General features: G+C 68.7%; 25 protein-coding genes. 23 read left to right on the top strand and 2 right to left on the bottom strand.

The window, feature by feature from the left end; genetic code table 11:
• The first annotated feature begins 881 nt into the window (after positions 1-881).
• Positions 882-2,114 carry a helix-turn-helix transcriptional regulator gene (locus ABZ845_RS06955; RefSeq protein ID WP_360973868.1) on the top strand — a complete coding sequence of 411 codons (1,233 nt, stop codon included), beginning with the start codon at positions 882-884 and terminating at the stop codon, positions 2,112-2,114.
• Between the two features lie 5 nt (positions 2,115-2,119).
• A complete protein-coding gene (locus tag ABZ845_RS06950; RefSeq protein ID WP_360973865.1) occupies positions 2,120-2,674 on the top strand; it encodes a flavoprotein in 555 nt (184 codons plus the stop codon).
• Between the two features lie 451 nt (positions 2,675-3,125).
• Here the strand turns inward: ABZ845_RS06950 and ABZ845_RS06945 are convergent, their stop codons facing one another.
• Positions 3,126-3,506 (bottom strand): GntR family transcriptional regulator, encoded by a 381-nt coding sequence (locus tag ABZ845_RS06945; protein ID WP_360973861.1) that lies wholly within the window; start codon positions 3,504-3,506, stop codon positions 3,126-3,128.
• Positions 3,507-3,779: 273 nt separating this feature from the next.
• Here ABZ845_RS06945 and ABZ845_RS06940 point away from each other — a divergent pair, with 273 nt between their 5' ends.
• The 21 genes from ABZ845_RS06940 (at position 3,780) to ABZ845_RS06840 (ending at position 17,305) form a co-directional block, all read left to right on the top strand.
• On the top strand, positions 3,780-4,100 hold the full coding sequence (locus ABZ845_RS06940; RefSeq protein ID WP_360973858.1) for a helix-turn-helix domain-containing protein: 321 nt from the start codon (positions 3,780-3,782) through the stop codon (positions 4,098-4,100).
• A gap of 1 nt (position 4,101) precedes the next feature.
• Positions 4,102-4,455 (top strand): WhiB family transcriptional regulator, encoded by a 354-nt coding sequence (locus ABZ845_RS06935; protein WP_360973856.1) that lies wholly within the window; start codon positions 4,102-4,104, stop codon positions 4,453-4,455.
• A complete protein-coding gene (locus ABZ845_RS06930) occupies positions 4,452-4,616 on the top strand; it encodes a hypothetical protein (RefSeq protein ID WP_360973853.1) in 165 nt (54 codons plus the stop codon). The genes ABZ845_RS06935 and ABZ845_RS06930 overlap by 4 nt, the downstream gene beginning before the upstream one ends.
• Positions 4,613-5,740, top strand: coding sequence for a hypothetical protein (locus tag ABZ845_RS06925; RefSeq protein WP_360973850.1), 1,128 nt, complete (start codon positions 4,613-4,615; stop codon positions 5,738-5,740). The genes ABZ845_RS06930 and ABZ845_RS06925 overlap by 4 nt, the downstream gene beginning before the upstream one ends.
• Complete coding sequence (locus tag ABZ845_RS06920) at positions 5,737-6,009, top strand: hypothetical protein (protein WP_360973847.1); 273 nt, start codon at positions 5,737-5,739, stop codon at positions 6,007-6,009. Before ABZ845_RS06925 ends, ABZ845_RS06920 begins: the two co-directional genes overlap by 4 nt.
• A 118-nt stretch (positions 6,010-6,127) precedes the next feature.
• Positions 6,128-6,601: a hypothetical protein gene (locus tag ABZ845_RS06915; RefSeq protein WP_360973844.1), complete on the top strand. Its 474-nt coding sequence runs from the start codon at positions 6,128-6,130 to the stop codon at positions 6,599-6,601.
• A gap of 16 nt (positions 6,602-6,617) precedes the next feature.
• Positions 6,618-7,559: a hypothetical protein gene (locus ABZ845_RS06910; RefSeq protein WP_360973841.1), complete on the top strand. Its 942-nt coding sequence runs from the start codon at positions 6,618-6,620 to the stop codon at positions 7,557-7,559.
• 112 nt (positions 7,560-7,671) lie between these two features.
• Complete coding sequence (locus tag ABZ845_RS06905; protein ID WP_360973838.1) at positions 7,672-9,717, top strand: hypothetical protein; 2,046 nt, start codon at positions 7,672-7,674, stop codon at positions 9,715-9,717.
• Between the two features lie 90 nt (positions 9,718-9,807).
• Positions 9,808-10,113, top strand: a complete 306-nt coding sequence (locus tag ABZ845_RS06900; RefSeq protein ID WP_360973835.1) for a hypothetical protein — start codon at positions 9,808-9,810, stop codon at positions 10,111-10,113.
• 44 nt (positions 10,114-10,157) lie between these two features.
• Entirely contained in the window at positions 10,158-10,397 is a 240-nt protein-coding gene (locus ABZ845_RS06895) for a hypothetical protein (RefSeq protein WP_360973832.1), read from the top strand.
• A 175-nt stretch (positions 10,398-10,572) separates the two neighbouring features.
• Positions 10,573-11,181: a hypothetical protein gene (locus ABZ845_RS06890; RefSeq protein WP_360973829.1), complete on the top strand. Its 609-nt coding sequence runs from the start codon at positions 10,573-10,575 to the stop codon at positions 11,179-11,181.
• Positions 11,181-12,014, top strand: coding sequence for a hypothetical protein (locus tag ABZ845_RS06885; RefSeq protein WP_360973826.1), 834 nt, complete (start codon positions 11,181-11,183; stop codon positions 12,012-12,014). The genes ABZ845_RS06890 and ABZ845_RS06885 overlap by 1 nt, the downstream gene beginning before the upstream one ends.
• On the top strand, positions 12,014-12,346 hold the full coding sequence (locus tag ABZ845_RS06880) for an RRQRL motif-containing zinc-binding protein (RefSeq protein WP_360973823.1): 333 nt from the start codon (positions 12,014-12,016) through the stop codon (positions 12,344-12,346). The genes ABZ845_RS06885 and ABZ845_RS06880 overlap by 1 nt, the downstream gene beginning before the upstream one ends.
• Before the next feature lie 5 nt (positions 12,347-12,351).
• Entirely contained in the window at positions 12,352-12,549 is a 198-nt protein-coding gene (locus ABZ845_RS06875) for a hypothetical protein (RefSeq protein WP_360973820.1), read from the top strand.
• Between the two features lie 78 nt (positions 12,550-12,627).
• The gene (locus ABZ845_RS06870) at positions 12,628-12,846 is read left to right on the top strand and encodes a hypothetical protein (protein WP_360973817.1); all 219 of its coding nucleotides are present in this window, start codon (positions 12,628-12,630) and stop codon (positions 12,844-12,846) included.
• Positions 12,846-13,559, top strand: coding sequence for a 3'-5' exonuclease (locus ABZ845_RS06865; RefSeq protein WP_360973814.1), 714 nt, complete (start codon positions 12,846-12,848; stop codon positions 13,557-13,559). The genes ABZ845_RS06870 and ABZ845_RS06865 overlap by 1 nt, the downstream gene beginning before the upstream one ends.
• A complete protein-coding gene (locus tag ABZ845_RS06860; RefSeq protein ID WP_360973811.1) occupies positions 13,559-13,930 on the top strand; it encodes a hypothetical protein in 372 nt (123 codons plus the stop codon). Before ABZ845_RS06865 ends, ABZ845_RS06860 begins: the two co-directional genes overlap by 1 nt.
• A complete protein-coding gene (locus tag ABZ845_RS06855; RefSeq protein WP_360973809.1) occupies positions 13,927-14,079 on the top strand; it encodes a hypothetical protein in 153 nt (50 codons plus the stop codon). The genes ABZ845_RS06860 and ABZ845_RS06855 overlap by 4 nt, the downstream gene beginning before the upstream one ends.
• Positions 14,076-14,693, top strand: coding sequence for a bifunctional DNA primase/polymerase (locus ABZ845_RS06850; protein WP_360973806.1), 618 nt, complete (start codon positions 14,076-14,078; stop codon positions 14,691-14,693). Before ABZ845_RS06855 ends, ABZ845_RS06850 begins: the two co-directional genes overlap by 4 nt.
• Positions 14,694-14,731: 38 nt before the next feature.
• Positions 14,732-16,690 carry a DUF3987 domain-containing protein gene (locus ABZ845_RS06845; RefSeq protein WP_360973803.1) on the top strand — a complete coding sequence of 653 codons (1,959 nt, stop codon included), beginning with the start codon at positions 14,732-14,734 and terminating at the stop codon, positions 16,688-16,690.
• Positions 16,691-16,717: 27 nt separating this feature from the next.
• Positions 16,718-17,305: a hypothetical protein gene (locus ABZ845_RS06840; RefSeq protein ID WP_360973800.1), complete on the top strand. Its 588-nt coding sequence runs from the start codon at positions 16,718-16,720 to the stop codon at positions 17,303-17,305.
• On the opposite strand, the gene ABZ845_RS06835 is transcribed toward ABZ845_RS06840, so the two are convergent.
• Positions 17,255-17,590 (bottom strand): ankyrin repeat domain-containing protein, encoded by a 336-nt coding sequence (locus ABZ845_RS06835; protein ID WP_360973797.1) that lies wholly within the window; start codon positions 17,588-17,590, stop codon positions 17,255-17,257. The genes ABZ845_RS06840 and ABZ845_RS06835 overlap by 51 nt on opposite strands.
• Between the last annotated feature and the right edge of the window lie 10 nt (positions 17,591-17,600).

The raw sequence follows: 17,600 nt of genomic DNA, 5'->3' as shown, positions 1-17,600 counted from the left end.
GGTTGCCAAGGCCCTGTGGAGCGCGGATCGCTCGTGATCGAAGAGAGGGAGAGGACGAAGGGGATTACCCTCCCGGGTAATCCCGACCAGCCGAGGCAACGAAATGGTGGTCGGATCATGCGGAGAGTTGGAGAAATCTGGCATCAGGGCTCCTCCGGGGGAGTTCCGGCAGCGGCTGTTTCCGCAGCTCTACGCCTTCGTACGGCCCCTGCGACCGCCATAGCCGGAACTACTTCCCCTACTCCCGCCGGGCGGGCATAGATCTTGAAATCGGTCCGTCTGGCGGGACAGACACTCACGACCGAGTCGAATCACCGACCGGCAGCGCTTGACGTAGGGAGCCCTCCGTCAGAGTGCGAGCGGTCGTTGCTCACCGCGCAGTCCTCAGCCCCAAGGGCGAGCACGCTCCGTGACCTCGGAGGTGACATGCGCGTCGCCGACGCCCCAACCTGACAGGGTTTACAGGAGAAATCACTGACGTGCGAAAACACCGACAAGGGAAAGCGCAGGGCTGTTACAGGGATAACAGGGATAACAGGGATAACGAGCTTCATCCCTGAAATCCCTGCATTTGTCCTGAGCCCCCGGACAGGCGCAAAGCTCCTGGTCAACGATTTGCCCCGTAATCCCTGTCGCTTGGCGGGAGTCAGCGCCGGTCCCTGCTCCCGACCGGCAGACTTCGTCACTCTCCGCTACGAAGAAGGTGAGCATCAGCGTCCTCGTGCTCCCGGGCCCAGGGAGCCAGACAAAGTGTCCGGCCCGGCCTCCCCCTCGCCACAGATCCTGAGCCCTGGCGGCACGGATCCAGGCTGGTCCCTCACCTCGGCATTCGACTCGACGCTACCGTTGAACACGGACCTACCGTTGGGGAGGCACCGCACATGCGTGGTCTTGGGGATCACCTCAGTATCGGCGAGCGAATCGCGTTCTACCGTGAGCGCCGGGGGTACACACAGCCCGTGCTCGCCGGCCTCGTGGGGCACAGCACCGACTGGCTGTCGAAGATCGAGCGCGGCGTGCGGAAGCCACCGAGGATCGACAAGCTCGCCGAGCTCGCCCGTGTACTGCGCGTCCCGTTGGGCGACTTGATGGAGCAGCCCGTCCTCATGGAGGACGACGACCAGCACATGGACGACGTGCCGGCCGTACGCGACGCTCTGATGAGCCCTCGCCGACTGTCCAAGCTGCTGTTCGGGCCCACGGCAGAACGTCAGTTGCCGCGTCCGGAGCAAGCCGAGGCCTTCGTCGAGCGCAGCTGGGACGACTACCAGACCGGCGTCCTGGGCAACGTCATTGCCGCTCTTCCCGGGCTGCTTCGTACCGCCCAAGAGCTCGAAGACCTCCCGCACGGTGATCTCCGACGCCGCGGTCTCGCCGTCTCGGCTCGTACTCATCACTTGGCAGCGACGACGCTGGCCAAGGTCGGCGAGTCCGACCTGTCTTGGCTCGCTGCCGAACGCGCCATGCACGCCGCCGACGAGTCCGAGGATCCGTTGTCGCTCGTCTCTGCCGCTCGGTCTGGTACGCACGCATTGCTGGCCAACGGCCGCTACGAAGACGCTCTCGAGCTGGGCGACACCGCCGCGGCCTGGCTCGCCCGGCAGGTCAGCGACGACGACCCTTCCGCCCTGAGCCTGCTCGGCATGATTCACCTGCGCGCCGCGGTGGCTGCCGCCCGCCACCAGGACCGGAACACCGCCAATTCCCTACTGCAGAAGGCGAAGACGCTGGCTGACCGCCTCGGCTCGGACGAGAACTACTGGCAGACGTGCTTCGGCCCCACGAACGTCGAGCTGCATCGCCTCTCGATCGAACTCGACCTGGAGAACATCCCCTACGTCGTCGAGAACGGAGACATCGACGTCGACCACATGCCGGCCGAGCGCGCTGTCTCCCACCGCATCGACTACGCCCGCGCCCTCTGCCTGAGTGGTCGCGTCGATGACTCCTTCAGCGAACTACGCGAGGCCGAGCAGACGTCACCTCAGCTCGTACGGAACAATCCCCGCGTACGCGAGACCCTTCGCGACCTGAGGAAACAGTCCCCGGTCACGGGCGGCAGCCACTCGTCCGAGCTGCTCGCCATGGCCCAGCGATGCAGGGCGGTGCAGTGAGTTCGGTGCAGGGCAAGGTGCTGGGCGTCGTCGGTTCGAGCGCCGGCGGGGTAGAGGAGCTGCGTACGGGGCTCGTGATTCCCGCGCTCGAGGGCGGCTGGACCGTCGCGGTCACGCTCACGCCGACTGCGGGTGAGTGGCTCCGCGCGAGTGGTGAGGCTGAGAGGCTCGAGGAGTTGACGGGCTTGCCCGTTCGCTCCGAACCACGACTGCCGGGCGACTCCCGTCCACATCCGCCCGTTGACTGCTACGTCGTCGCGCCCGCGAGCGCCAACACAGTCGCGAAGCTCGCCTTGGGGATCTCGGACAACCAGGCACTGACTCAGCTCAACGAGGCGATCGGAACGCTCGATCTCCCTGTTGTCGTCTGGCCCCGCGTGAATGCCGCACACTCTCGGCACCCTGCGTGGGAGGGGCACATCAAGGCCCTGCACGACGCCGGGGTGCGGTTGGTCTACGGTCCGGAGGTGTGGCCGCTCGCTGAGCCACGCGCCGGGATGCCGGGGCGGCGGTACCCGTGGGATGCAGTATTGACCGAGGCTGAGCGAGCCGTCTCCTGACACTCAGTCAACGAGATTTCAGCAGCCTGAAGTTGGACCCGGACAGAGTGTCCGGGTCCTTCGTCTTGACTGGGGCCAACCTGAGGACATCACCGGGAACCGGAGGCAACGAGATGTCCGATCAGGGAACGAACTCGGCGCTCGCCCGGCCCGAAGGCCGTGGGCGAAGCAGCAGGGTGTCGGCTGGCCTCGTCCCGCTCTGCGGGCCGGCGAGCGAGGTAGTAGCCCGCCCTGCGGGCAGTTGGGAGGTCCCGAGCGTTCCGGCCTTGCACCTGTGCCCAAGATCAGGGGATCAAGGACTGACACACCAGATCACCAGGGGTAAGCGCGATGTCTGAACAGGAGTGGATGGCGGTGCTCGCTCGCCTCGACGACCTCGAGAAAAGGGTCGCGAAGTTGGACGTACGTATGACTGCCCTTGAGCAAGCAGAGGCGCCGGGGCCGGTACGAGTCACGGCTCTTGAGAGGGCTGCTGCGCCGAAGTCGGGCGGGTCTGCTCCAAAGCCGCAATGCGATCAACGAGTTGCTCGACCCTCGCGCCGAGTTCATCGAGGCGCCGCATGACGGCCGCGACGTCCGCAGCGGACGGTTCAGGAGCCGCCGGCAGTTCGCGCACGAAGACGCCCTTGCCCTGCTGGCCGATAAGGAGCCCCTCGGCCTTCAGAAGGTCGAGGGCCCGTTTGACCACCGTGTTGGACACCTCGTACTTGCTCATCAACTGACTCGTCGACGGGATCTCGGATCCGACAGCGAGTGAACCGTCTCGCATCTGAGCCCGCAGATCCTCCGCCAGCTGCGCGTATGCCGGTTGGCCCGACCTCTTGACCGCCATACCCACCTCTCGTGCGTGCCCTATGTGCTCCTAGTGCACCACACCCTCACCCGGAAAATCAGACGCGAAACCTTGCGCTCTTAGAGCTCAAAGAGCACTATGTGAGAGCCAGGGAGAGATCTGGGCGACCTCCGCTCATCGGAGGCGGCACCGGCATTGGTCCCTGACAGAGCAGAGGGCCCCAGCGAGAACTGGGACCACGAGGTGGTGCAACACCCCGCAAGCCCCCTCACCGGGGCCCGACATCAACCCCCTGATCACGCAGGAGGATCGATGCACAACCAGGTTAGTGACCCCACCCCGGCGCCCGTCGTGAAGCTGCAGCGGACCAGCCGCGACCGCCGCCCGGGCACCAGGCTCGCCGTCACCATCGCCGAGGCCGCCGACCAGCTCGGCGTCAGCTACCAGACCCTGTGGCGCGCCATCCGCGACGGCGAGTTCCCCGGCATCAAGATCCGTGGACGCATCCTCGTCCCGATCAAGGCGATCGAGCGGCTGATGGACGCCGTCTCCGACACGGGCCAGCTCGTGGACGCCGCCGACTGGACCGCCGCCTGGCGAGCGGAGACGCCGGCCGCTGCGGAGGTGGGCTGAGATGGCCACACCGCGACGCACCACGGGCACGATCCCCGGAACCAAGCATCTGACGCCCGTCACCTACGACTGGCGTGCCCGCCAGGCCGAGCGTGGGCGGCTCATGCGGCTCAGTCAGGTCATCGAGGCGAACGCCGCGTGTGCTGACGAGGACCCCGATCTCTTCCACCCCAAGAACGCCGAGGAAGCCGAGGCTGCCAAGCGGGTCTGCCGCGGTTGCCCGGTCGTAGGCAAGTGCCTCATGCAGGCCCTGCGGATCGGCGACGAGTACGCCGTGCTCGGCGCGACCACCCCGCGTGAGCGGGCCGCGCTCCGGCGGCACCTCGCCCAGAAGCGACTGGAGGCGGCGGCATGAAGACACATGCACACGACGAGGCGACCCCCACCGCCTTCCGCCGCAGCCACGGGCCGATCGAGACCTGGTCCGCCCTGGATTGGGAGATCTACGAGCACCTCCTGGAAGCGGCTCACGGCCGCAACGTCGAGGTGTGTGACCGTGAGGAGTCGAGCACGTGACGTCAGGCATTGATCTGTCGACGCTCCGGCCCGCACCACGGCCGCGGTCCTTGAACGGTCACGTGCTCTTCGGGACTCAGGTGGAGGCCGACCAGGCTCTCGCCGACGCGAAGCGCCAGGCCGCAGGGGTGCTGCAGGCGGCGACCGAGCGAGTCGAGCAGCGGCAGGCCGAGGCCGACCGGATCCACTCGAATGCCGAGGCCGCCGCGGCCCGGTTGATCGAGCATGCACGTAAGACCGCGACCGCAGAAGCCGAGAACATCCTCGGTCCCGCTCGGGCCGAGGCCGGCCGACGGCAGGAGGAGCGGAAGCGGGCCAAGGCGAAGGAGTCCCGCCAGCGGTGGTCGCGAGGGCTGACCTGGGTTGCCCTCGTGGCGGCGGTCGTGCTGACCGCCTCCGGCGAGTACAACCTCGCGCGGCTGGTGGGCTTCGGCCCCGTGGTCGCCGCGATGCTGCCCGCCGCCATCGACATCTACGCCGTCGCCGCTGTGCGGCAGGAGAAAGACCAGGCTCCGGCGATCGGCCTGATGTTCCTGGCGAACGCCGTCTACCACCTCGCCGAGCGGAAGATCATCGGTCTCGATGGCGGAGTGCCCGCCTGGTGGCTGGTCATCATCGTCTCCGGCATCGGCCCGTACGTGGTGTGGCGAGTGCACGCACTCATGCACCACGACGAGAACGGCGAGGGCCAGGGCAGCGACGAGGCCGCTCCGTCGCCGTTCGCTTCCACCGAGGCGAACACCTCCGTCACCCCGTTCGCGAACGGGGTCACCGAGGCGTTCTCGAACACCGCCCCCCGGCCAACCGCGAACAGCTCGGCGAACACCTCTCGGCCTTCGGACGCGAACACCGAGAAGTTCCCCGCCCCGAACACCGCACGCCGCGCCAAGGCATCAGCCGCCAAGCAGACGAGGGCGAACACCAAGCAGCGCGAGAAGGACCGGCAGGACCGGGACGCGGCTCGCGTCGACATCAGGAACGCGCTCGCCGCAGAGCAGCCGCTCGGCGCCCGCGCGGTGGCCCGCAAATACGACCGCTCGCCTTCGTGGGGTCTCGATCAGATCCGAGCCGTCACCGCTGACCACCAGGACCACACGCCCGACACCGACGGAGGTGCCAAGTGACCACCGCGCCCTGGTCCAAGCCGTCCACGCGGAAGAAGCCGCTCGTCGAGCGGCGAGCCGAGCGCCAGGCCCGCCGAGCCGAGCACTGGGGCGACCGGATCGCCGAGGCCCGCAAGCAGGGACCGCGCACCCAGGCAGCGACCGCATGGGACCGGCTCCGGGCCACAGTCAACCGACTCCCCGAGGGACTGCAGCGTGAGGCCTGGGAGAAGGCCACCGCCCACCTGGATCGGATCCGGCGGGAGTTCGCCGGAAGTGACAGCGAGTGACGTGTCGCATGTCGCGTGTCGCGGCCGCTGCGACATCGACAGGGACCACGTACCAGCACGCACGAACGCGCGCGCGAGGAAACCACCAACAGTTCGTAATCGCAAGGGGGTTCAAAGAGTGTCCGTCATCGACGCCGGGATCTCGACCGCAACCGGTGGGGCCTGCGTAGGAACGGCCGGCGTGCTGTACCTCGCCGACCGGCTCCCAGGACTCAGCCATATCGCCACGAAGGTCCAAGGGCCGCGTGCCCAGGTCCTCCTGGTCCTCACGGCCGCCATCGGCCTCGTCGCCACTCCGGCTGGCGCCTGGTGGAACGAGCGGGTCACCGCCGCCAATACCTGGGCCGCGTCCTGGGTGGGCGAGTGGACCGGCATCGCACTCACCTTCATCCCTGCCCTGTTCCTGCTCCTGCTGCTCATCAGCGACTTCCGGCAGGACCACATCAGGGGCCGAACACTCCTGCTCGCAGCAACTGTGCCGCCGCTGACCATCACCATCCCCGGCAACGCGGGCGCCTTCATCGCCGACGCCCTTGGCTTCATCGCCTCGCTCATCGGCGGACTCATCGCCTGGCTCTTCAACATCGGCTGACGAGAGGAGGAAGACCATGCTCGGGCTCGTCATCATCGTCGCGCTCGCCTGGGGTATCGGCAGTGCCGTGCACAACGCTATCGAGGGCGTACGGAAGGACTACCGGAAGCGGGTCAAGAAGGCGAAGAAGGCAAAGCACCGCAAGGCCGAGGTCAGGAAGCGGGCTGGGAAGAAGGCCAAGCCCACCGGCAAGTCCCCGGACTGGGGCGTCAAGGCCGGCTCCTTCGCCGGGACCACGCTCGTCGGCGGCTGGATCCTGACCCGCGACTTCGGCCGCGGCTTCGCGAAGGGCTGGCCGAAGGGCAAGGCCCGCGCGGAGGAGTGGAACGAGGGTCGCAAGGTGAAGAAGTCGGGCTCGACTCCCCTCAAGCCCGCACCAACCACAGCGCCGCCGTCAGCCCCGCCGCCTGCGCCCGGCAAAGAGCCGCCCACCGCCCCGGCCGCCCCTTCGACGGCGGCCTCGGAGCCGAACACCCCGCATCTCAGGGTCGTCCCCGCCCCCAAGCCCGACTCGACCCCCGCCGAAACGACCACCGACACCCTGACCACCACAGCAGGAGGAACCCCCATGGCCATCACCAAGATTGGCGAAGTTCTCAACGTCAGCTCCCTCAAGCGGGCCCTCGCGCAGGTCGCCGCCGAGTCCACCACCAACGAGGAGGAGGCCACCGAGATCGAGAGCCGGGCCGCTCAGATGCTCGGCGCCATCGAGACGATCCTCGAGCAGGCCACCGTGCTCGAATTCGACAAGGAGACGCTCGCCGAGATCGCCGCTCTCCGCGACGCCATCACGGCCCAGCTCACCGGGGCCCGCAACTACCTCGCGTCGGCCGCCGATGGCGCATCCGTCGCCCTCGACGCGGCGAACAACGTGCACAAGCGCCACGGCGGCATCGCCGAGGCCGTCGCCGCCGCACCCGCCGCGATGGCCAAGCGCGAGGCGTACACCCCCGAGTAACCACGCTGCCCACGGATCGGCGGGCACGAGGGCCTCTATCCCCGTGCCCGCCAGCGCCACCCACAACTCCCCCTGAATCACCTGCTCGTGAACTTGAGGAGAGACGACGCGCATGGCTCACACCACTGTGCCGGTCACCCCCGACGTCGAGAAGACCGACGCATCCGCCGCCGGCACCACCAAGGAGAACCGCCGGAAGCAGGAGTGGCCCGAGCGTGCCGTCCGCAAGACGGCCCGGTTCCTCTACGACAAGCGCCGCCCGCTCGCCCCGCTGTACGCGGTCTCCGCCATGGCGGCTTCCGGCGGTCTCCTCTCCGTACCGGCCGACGGCTGGAAGACTGCGGCGGCCATGGGCGTCGGGATGGCCACGACCACCGGTATCTGGGCGAAGTGGGACGGCCGCCCGCTGCCGAAGTACAAGCGCAAGCTCCCCTCCCGTAAGGACATGGTGTGGGCCGCGGCCGCCACCACGACCGGTTCGGGGCTGGTGACCGCCATGGCCTCGACCGGAGGCCCGCAGTTCGGCGACTCCTCGTACCCAGGGCTTCTCACCACATGGGCTGTGGTCTTCGGCCGCTACTGGTGGAAGCGCAACCGCACCGCCCCCGCCGCCGAGGCGCCCGCGCTGACGGACCAGATGCTGCTGTGGAACCAGTACGTCTCCGCCAAGGGCCCGGACAGCATCCTGCCCGGGGCCGAGCTGGTCGACGTCGTCACCACCGACTACGGCTGGACCGGCACGATCGTGCTGCCCCGCGGCAAGGGCAACACCTGGCAGAAGGCCGCTTCGGCGGCCGGCGACATCGCGGGCGTCTACGACCTCGGCGTCCAAGACGTCATGGTCGAGCCGGTCATTGGCGGCTCGGCGCGCAGGGCGACCATCGCCGTGTTCACCAAGCACCCGCTCCGTGACACCGTGCCGTTCCCCGGCCCGCAGGTCCTCGACGACAAGACGGGCTGGGCCGCCGTCGGCACCTTCTACGACGGCGCCCCAACCCACTACGCCTTCTGGGGACCGGACAGCGGCCCGAAGCACTCGGTCGTCTACGGCACCACCGACGGCGGCAAGTCCCGCTTCGTCGACATGCTGCTGTCCATCGAGCGGCACCACCCCGACATCGTCTCTTGGGTGTGCGACCCGCAGAGCGGGCAGTCCCTGCCGCGCTGGCAGCACAACGCCGTTGACTGGTTCGCGCACAGCGCCCAGGAGGGCCTGGAAATGCTCTACGCCGCCCGCGGCGTGATGTACGAGCGCTCCGCCCGCTACTCCCGCATGAAGTGGACCGACGACAAGGGCCGCGAGCTCATCGGCCGCGACAACTTCATCGTCGGCGACCCCGACCCCCTGCTGTCCATCACCATCGAGGAAGCCCACCGCGTCCTGGCCCTGCCCGGCGCCGTTCCGCTCGTCCTCGAACTCGTTGCCATGGCCCGGAAGTGCGGCATCAAGTTCAGGTTCGTCTTCCAGGGCCCGAAGGCCAGCTACTACGGCAGCGAGGACAAGTCCACCGATATCCGCGAGCTGCTGCACTCCGGCAACGTCGTCATCTTTCGTACGGCGTCGACCACTTCGGACACCATCGCGCTGAACGGCTGGGACGTGCGCCCCTCCCAGCTCCCCAAATACTGGCCCGACGGCTCGAAGACCGCCGGCCTCGGCTACCTCAACGGTCCGGACGACCGCCAGGCCCAGTTCCGCGGCTACTTCGTCGAGGACGTCGTGCACTGGGCCACCGCAGGCGAGACCACCGTCATCGAGACCGCTTCGGTAAAGGCCGCCGGCAAGGTCTACGCCACCCGCGCCGAGCGGGCCGAGGCCCGGTTGCACGGCGAGGAGCTCCCGCTCCCCGAGACCGAGAACACCACCGCCGGCGGCGAGGCCCGGCCCAAGGCGGTGGAGGCCGTCGAGAAAGTCATGGCCGAGTCCATGACCGCCACAGCGCAGACCGGCGAGGACATCCTCACCTACCTCGAAGAGCGCGGAGAGCCCGCGCCCCGGGCCCTCATCAGCCGGGACCTCAACGTCCCGGTCGGCGTCATCGGCAACGCGCTGACCCGGCTGAAGAAGAAGGGCCTGGTCGTCAGCCTCGGCAGCGGCGTATGGGCCCACCCGGATCACACCGAGTACGACACCAGCTCCATCGGCGAAGCCGCGTAACAGCCATCGCGAAGGCGCGGGTCCCGGCCACTCATCCCTGGCAGGACAAGCCGGGACCCGCAACTTCCCTTCACAGGAAGCGAGTCAAGGATGCTGCGTCCCACCTACCCGACACAACAGGCCGACGCCGGGCACATCCCGGCGAGCCACTACCTCACCTCGACCACCGCGGGCCCCGCCCAGGCTTCGCTCACGTCCTGCACCTGCGCTGGCCACCGCCGCCCGCAGAGCGACCCCTGGCGCTGGCTCGGACCCTCCGTGGTCATCGCCGCCAGTGGCGCGGGCTTCTACGGCCTCGCCGCCCTCCTGGACGCCGCCACGCACACCGCCGTCGCACTCTCAAGCCTGGGCGTGGGCGGAGTCGGCGGCATCACCATCGCTCTGGGTCGCAAGTGATCGCCATGTTCCTCACCCACACGAACCCGTTGGGAGACCCCCGAATGTCCAAGACGCCACGCGTGATCGGCGTACTCAGCGAGCCTGCCGAGCCCAGCTGGTGGAAGCAGCACCGCCACGTGGCCCTGCTCATCGCCGGCCTCTTCGTCGGCTACCAGCTGAGCGGCCCCGCCAGCGATGCCCACGAGGCACCCCAGCCGAAGCCGTCGCACTCCGCACCGAGCACGCCCGGTGCGGAGTCGGACAAGCCGATACATACGTCCGACCGGTCGGCCAAGGACTGACGGTCCGCTGTGCCGTCCGAGGTGTTCGTCGAGACGCCGGGGCGGTACGGCGGACCGGACAGATCGGCCCGGCACCACAACAGAAGCGCGGGACAAAGCCGCCAGCCTCCTACAGCAACGGCCTCGCCCCGCGGAACCCCTCAACCACCAAGCAGTGCAAAGGAGTACGTCCATCATGCACGCGACCACCGAAACCTGGAGCCCGACGACGCTCGCCCTCGTCGACGACGAACACGACCGGCGCAACGCGTCCGACGGCCACTCCCGTTACGGGGCCTACCTCAAGCAGCGCCTCACGCGATTCCACGAGTACAACCAGTCCGAAAGCCCGCTGCCGACGCAGGAGTTCGCCGCAGCTGCTTGGCAGGTGGCGACGTCCCCGATCATGTCTCCCGGCTACGTCGGGATCCGCCCGGATCTTCGAGCAATCACGCCCACCTTCGCCGACGACGAGGGCGGCTTGGTCATCGACGTGCAGGTGCCCCTCCACCACTACGACCTGCGAGCAGCCCGGGACATTCCTCTCGGTTGGCAGGACTGGGAGACGGATCGCCATTACCTCTCGGCCTACGCCAGCTACTTTGAGCCGGGCTCCAAGCGTCCGGCGCTACTCACCACCACCATCGTGCGCCTGGTCGTGGACGGGGCCTGGGGACTGCCTCCCCAGGAGCACACCAGGGGTCACGGCCTGGTCGACGACGCCAAGCGCACCGTGGCTGCGCTGGCCGCCGGCATCAACGGCCACGCCGGACCGATCGTGGCCGCCCTGCGAGGTGAACAGTGATGCCCGCCCAGCAGCTGCCCGCCCACGGCACACGAGCGCGCTACAGCGTTCACGCCTGCCGCTGCGACGCCTGCAGGACCGCACACCGCGAGTACGAGCAGAAGCGTTCCCGGCAGAAGGCATACGGGACTTGGCAGCCGTACGTCGACGCCACCCCCGCTCGTCAGCACGTACGCGCCCTCATGTCCCGCGGCCTCGGCTGGCGCCGCATCGCCGACCTCTCCGGGGTCGCCCGCGGCACCGTCAACAAGCTGCTCTACGGCAGCCCGAAGCCCAGCATACGAATCCGCGACGAAGTCGCCGACCGCCTCCTCGCCGTCGACTACTCGACCGAGCTGGTCGCCGACGGCGCGCTCGTGGACGCCACCGGCACTTGGCGCCGCATCCGCGCTCTGGTCGCCGTCGGCTGGCCCAAGGTGCACATCGCGCGGGCCCTCGGGAGCCACGGGCAGGGCCTGCAGCTCCACGAGCGCCTGGTACTCGCCTCCACGGCCCGCCGCGTCGCCGAGCTGTACGACGCCTGGTGGGACGCCGACCCGACGGGGCACGGGGTGCAGGCGGCGCAGGTGGGCCGCGCCTGCCGGTACGCATCCTCCCGTGGCTGGGCCGGTCCTATGGCCTGGGACGACGATGCCCTCGACGACCCCGAGGCCCAGCCGCACACAGAATCCCGTCAGGCGATCTCCGCCGCCGAACGACGCGAGGAGGTCGAGCACTTGGCCTCCTTTGGCACCTCGACAACAGAAATCGCCATGCGCGTCGGCTTAAGCGCGGACTACGTACGCGGCCTGCTCGGCGGCCGAGCCAAGCCCGCACGCCAGAAGGCCGCGTAATGACGGGCGGCCTCCCGGTTTTCGCCTGGAACCAGGCCGACCGACGCATCTACGCAACCCGCCGCCAGCTCGCCGCCGAGCGGCTAAGCCCGGGCGGGCCCGTGGCGGCCCGGTTGGTCTGGCGCAAGGGCAAGCGCGAGGCCCACCTCTACCTGCGCCGCCAGGCCAAGCCGAAGCGCCTCATGACCTGGCCCCAGATCGAGGCCCTCGCCAAAGCCCTGGCCGCCCGCCGCTTCTGCCCCGACTGCCGCCGCGACGTCGGCTACTGCTTACCACGCCGCTACGGCCACTGCTTCGACTGCCACACATCTTCCGCCTCCGAAAGGAGCTGAACACCGTGAAGAAGACCCTCGGACAGCCGGTCGAAACCGGCGAGTTGAACGGCTACACCGTCGCCCTCACCGCCGAGGACTACCGCCGGACCACTTCGTTCTGGTGGCACGCCTGGTCCCCCTCCGGCTCGTACGTCGGCCAGACCAACGACGAGGACCTCCTAGCGCTCCTCATCGCACGCCACCGCCTCGACAACGCCTGACTCCCCGCACGCCCCTCCCGGCGCGTAAGCGGACTCCGCGCCGGGAGGCCGGCCACCCCATGAAGGAGAAGCCCCACCATGACCGGACCCGACCACTACCACGAGGCCGAGAAGCTCCTCGACCACGCCTTCGGCATCGAGGACCGCGGCAGCCCTGAGGACCTGTCGCTGCTCGCCGAGGCCCAGGTGCACGCCACGCTCGCGCTCGCGGCGGCCACCGCCATGCACGGTCACCCCGAAGGCCACATACACAGCTACGACTACACGGCCTGGGACGACGCGGCGGGGGTGAAGTGATGACCACCTGGCACACCGGCCGACTCGCGGCCGTCCACCTCCACACCACCGGCCTGGACCCCGAGACAGTCCGCGTCGTCATCCCCGACCTCATCCACCTCGGCGGCAGCGAGCCGACAAAGACGACGACTTGGCTGATCAATCCCGGCATCCCGATCCCCGAGCAGGCCTCCGCCATCCACGGCGTCACCACTGAGCAGGCCCACGCCAGCGGCGAGGACTCGCTCCAGACACTCGGCGCGATCACCGGCGCGCTCGCGGCGAGCCTGCGGCAGCAGATCCCGCTCGTCGTCTTCCGGGCCCCGCACGCGCTGACGGTCCTCGATCGGGACTGCCGTCGCCACGACCTGCCGACGCTCGCCGAGCAGTGCCCCAACGGCCTCTGGCCTGTGGTCGACCCGCTCTTCCTGGACAAGCGCCTCGACCGGTTCCGCCGGGGCAGCCGAACCTTGCGGGGACTGTGCGAGCACCACCGCGTCCGTCACGACGGGGACCTCAACGCGGCTTCCGACGCCCTCGCCGCAGCCCGTCTGGCCTGGTGGCTCGGCCACCTCAATCCCAGGCTCGCCGGTCTCGACGTCCACGCCCTGCACGTGCACCAGAGGGCGTGGGCTGCCGAGCAGGCGGCCTCCCTACAGGAGTACAAGCGCCGCAACGACCCCACCGTGGTCATCGACGGGTCCTGGCCCGTCGTCCCGTGGGGGAGGCACTGATGCCCATCCGCCCCGAGATGCGGACCCGCTACCCGCGTGACTGGCCGCAGATCAGCCACCGCATCCGCTTCGAACGCGCCGGAGGCCGCTGTGAATGCGACGGCCGGTGCGGGCGTCGGCACGGGAGCCGGTGCACCGCCGTGAACGGCGAACCCCATCCCGCCACCGGCACGCGCGTCGTCCTCAGCGTCGCCCACCTCGACGACATCCCCGAGCACTGCGACGACGACAACCTCGCCGCGATGTGCGCGCCCTGCCACCTCGCCTACGACGCGGGTCTGCACGCGGTGACCGCCGCTCGCACTCGAGCGGCCCGCCTCATCGCACCTGGACAGACCGAGCTCTTTCCCACGCCAGGAGGACCCCAGTGAAGATCCGCCTCATCGCCACCGAGGAGGATGCCTCCGAACTCGTTGAGCGCCTCCGTCAGGTCGTCACCGTCGTCGAGGCCTCCGAACCGTACCCGAACCGTCACGGCGACAGCGTTCTTGTCCGCGTCTATGTCGAGGTGCGGCTGTGAGTGCTCACCGCACGCAGGGATGGGCGGCGTTGGAGGCCACCGCTCTGGCGGCGGCATCCCGCGGCTGGCGCATCTTCCCGCTGCAGGTCGTCGGCCTCACTCCAGCCGTACGTGACTGGCACGATCGCGCCACCACCGACCCCGAGCGCATACGCCGCTGCTGGAGCGCCGGCGCCTTCGGGGTGGGCATCGTGCCGTGCCCGTCCGGTCTGGTCGTCCTCAACCTCGTCCCGGCGACACGAGGACTCCAGGCTCCACCCGAGTGGCAGCTTCCCGGGGTCGTCGACGGCGCGGACGTCCTGTCCGTCCTCGCCGAACGGCACGGAGCCACGTACCCGACCGAGACGTACACCGTGCGCACGCCCTTCGGCGGCACTCACCTGTACTTCCAACACCCCCGCGGCCAGTGCCCGCCCGCCTCACGCGGCCCGAGCAGCCCACTCGGCTGGCACATCTCTCTGCACACGGCCGACTCGTACGTCCCAGCTGCGGGCAGCCCCACCCGCTGGGGCCCCTTCACGGTCGTCCACGACACCGAGCCCGCCGAACTGCCGGCGTGGGTCGCCGATCTGTGGTCCACCGACAGCACCACCGTACTGAGAGGAGCGGCGTGAGCACGCCCCAGCACGCCCCCGGCGCCAACGTCATCCCAATGTCCGAAGCGCCGAACAGCACCGAGGCCGAGCAGATCGTCATCGGCGCCGTCATGGCCGACCCCGCGGTCCTGGACGAGGTCGAGAAGGAGCTCGGCCAGGACCCCGCGGTTTTCTACCGTCCGGCCCACGAGACCATCTGGCGCGCGATCCTGATCCTCGTAGAGGCAGGCACTCCGCCAGACCCGGTCTTCCTCAGCGACCACTTGGACAAGGCCGGCGACCTGCAGCGCGTCGGCGGACGGTCCTACCTGCACACCCTCTACGGGGCTGCCCCAACGGCCCGCTCCGGGCAGTACTACGCGACCATCGTGCGCGAACACGCCAAGCGGCGGCAGATCGCCGAGCTCGGCACCCGCCTCATCCAGGCGGCGCGCGAGTCCGGCGAGGACCACGACGAGCTGCTCGCCACAGCACGGCAAGCACTCGACCTCACCACCGTCGAGGAACGCTGGCCCGCTGCGACCCCGCTCGGCCAGCAAGGCCCGCTACCCACCTTCCCGGTCAACGCTCTCCCGACCTGGGTAGCCGAACAGGTCAGTGCTGTCGCCGAGTTCACGCAGACCCCCGCCGACATGGCTGCCGCCATGGCACTCGCCTCGCTCTCCACGGCAGCCGGCGGGCGCGTCCACGTCCAGATCCGGGACGGATGGGTCGAGCAGACAAACCTCTACCTGGTCGTCGCGATGCCGCCAGCCTCACGCAAGTCGGACGTCTTCGCTGCCATGACCCGCCCGATCTACGACATCGAAGCAGCCCTGCAGGAAAATGCTCGCTCTTCCATCATCGAGGCCACTGTCGAGAAGGAAGCAGCGGAGGCTCGAGCCGAGGCCGTCATGACCAAGGCCCGCAAGGCCGACGACTCAGTCTCCGCTGCCTCCCTGGTCGCTGAGGCTTCCGGGCTACGCATGGACGCAGACGCGATCACCGTTCCGCCCGTGCCGCGCCTGACCGCGGACGACGACCTCACCACCGAGACCCTGACCAAGCTGTTGGCGATCCATGGCCGCCTGGGTGTCCTGTCACCGGAAGGCGACCTCTTCGACGTCATCGCCGGCCGCTACAGCTCCCGCCCCAACCTCGGCGTCTTCCTCAAGGGCCACAAGGGAGAGCGCCTGCGGGCCGAACGAATCACCCGCGACACTGACTTCGCTGAGAAGCCTGCCCTCACCATCGGCATCACGCTCCAGCCCACAGTCCTGACAGACCTTGCCCAAACCCCAGGAGCCCGCGGCCGAGGGCTCATGGCCCGCTTCCTCTTCTCGCTCCCGGCCTCAACGGTCGGCTACCGCAAAGTAGTGGTACCTCCGGTCCCGGAGCAGACGTCCAGGTCTTACGAATCCCGCCTCACAACCCTGATCCACACGCTCAGAAACCTCCCCGAGGCGACGACCATCAAGTGCTCCGGCCCCGCCGACCAGGCCGTCATCAAGCTCCAACAGGACGTCGAGCCCAAGCTCCGTCCGGAGGGCACTCTGGGCCACATCGACGACTGGGCAGGCAAGTACGTCGGTGCCGTGACCCGCATCGCCGCCCTCCTCCATCTCGCAGACCGCGTCACCGGTCACTGGGGCGAGCCCATCGAGGCCTCCACGATCGAGCGCGCCATCTCGATCGGCGAGTACTACACCGCGCACGCGCTCGCGGCCTTCGACCGCATGGAAGCCGACGAGAACACCGAGAAGGCCGAGCTGGTACTCGACTGGATCCGCCGGACGAAGGTGACCAGCTTCAAAGCCCACGAACTCGTCACGGCCCGCCGCCGCGCCTTCCCCACCGTGAGCTCTACGGGCCCTGCCCTGAGGCTCCTCGAGGAGCACGGCTTCGTGCGGGCGCTCCTGTCAGAGCGCAGCGGCACCCGCGGGCGCCAGCCGGCAACCACCTACCGTGCACATCCCGCGGTCACAGCGGAAGAGGAATCAGAGATGGCGCGCACGCCCCCGAAGTCGCCCCGTTGATCTGGGGGGCTTGAGTGACATCCAGGCATGCATAAAGCAATTCCGCGTCAAAATAGGGGGCTCGACACCGGGAACCGCACCCTGAGCATCCGCCGTACCCTCCAGAACGCCCCCAACGGCGGAACCGCCCTCTACCCCACCAAAACCCACGCCGCCGAACGCCGCATTGCCATCCGAGCAGCCTGCCTCACCGCCCTCGCCCAGCACTGCCAGGCCCAGGACACCGAACGCCAAGCCGCCGGAGAAGCCTGGGAGGAACGGAACCTGGTCTTCGCCACACGTGCGCCACCCTGCTACTGGAAGCAAGGCGTCGAGCTGGTCACAATCAAGGAACTCCTCGGCCACGCCCACATCGCCGTCACCGCCGAGGTCTACGCCCACGTCCGGCTCCGCCTCCAGCATCAGGCCATCGAAGCCCGAGGCCGGGCACTCGCCGACGCCGACGACCGACCCCTCGCCGCCACCCACCTTCGCTGGCCCAACAAGCCAGAGTGCCAAGGAGCCCGCACCGTCACCACCGTGCGGGGCTCCTTCCGTCCACCGCCGTTGCCGTCAGCGCTGCCGTCAAACGCGCGAAGCTCCATTGGGATGCGTACGGATCCACTCCTCGATTAGGCAGGACGCCAGCCAATGACCACGCGTAAGCGCCATATGCTCGGCCGTAATTCCGCTCCCCCCGCCAGAGCGGCGCTGCGGGTCAGCACCTCGGGCGAGGAGATAGGCAGTTACATCTACATGGAGAGGGTCACCGGTCTGAGTGTGACCGTCGATCTCGATATCGATGGCGTGGTGCAGGAGAGTTAGACCTTGATGCTCCTCATTGATATCAGTCCCTCGATCGAGAAGACTACGGATAGCTTCAAGGTCTTCCATCTCAACAGCTTGGTGGGCTGGCGTCATGTCCGTCACT

The sequence above is a fragment of the Streptomyces sp. NPDC047022 genome (assembly GCF_040644155.1).
GTDB lineage: Bacteria > Actinomycetota > Actinomycetes > Streptomycetales > Streptomycetaceae > Streptomyces.
This window is presented reverse-complemented; position numbering and strand designations above follow the sequence as displayed.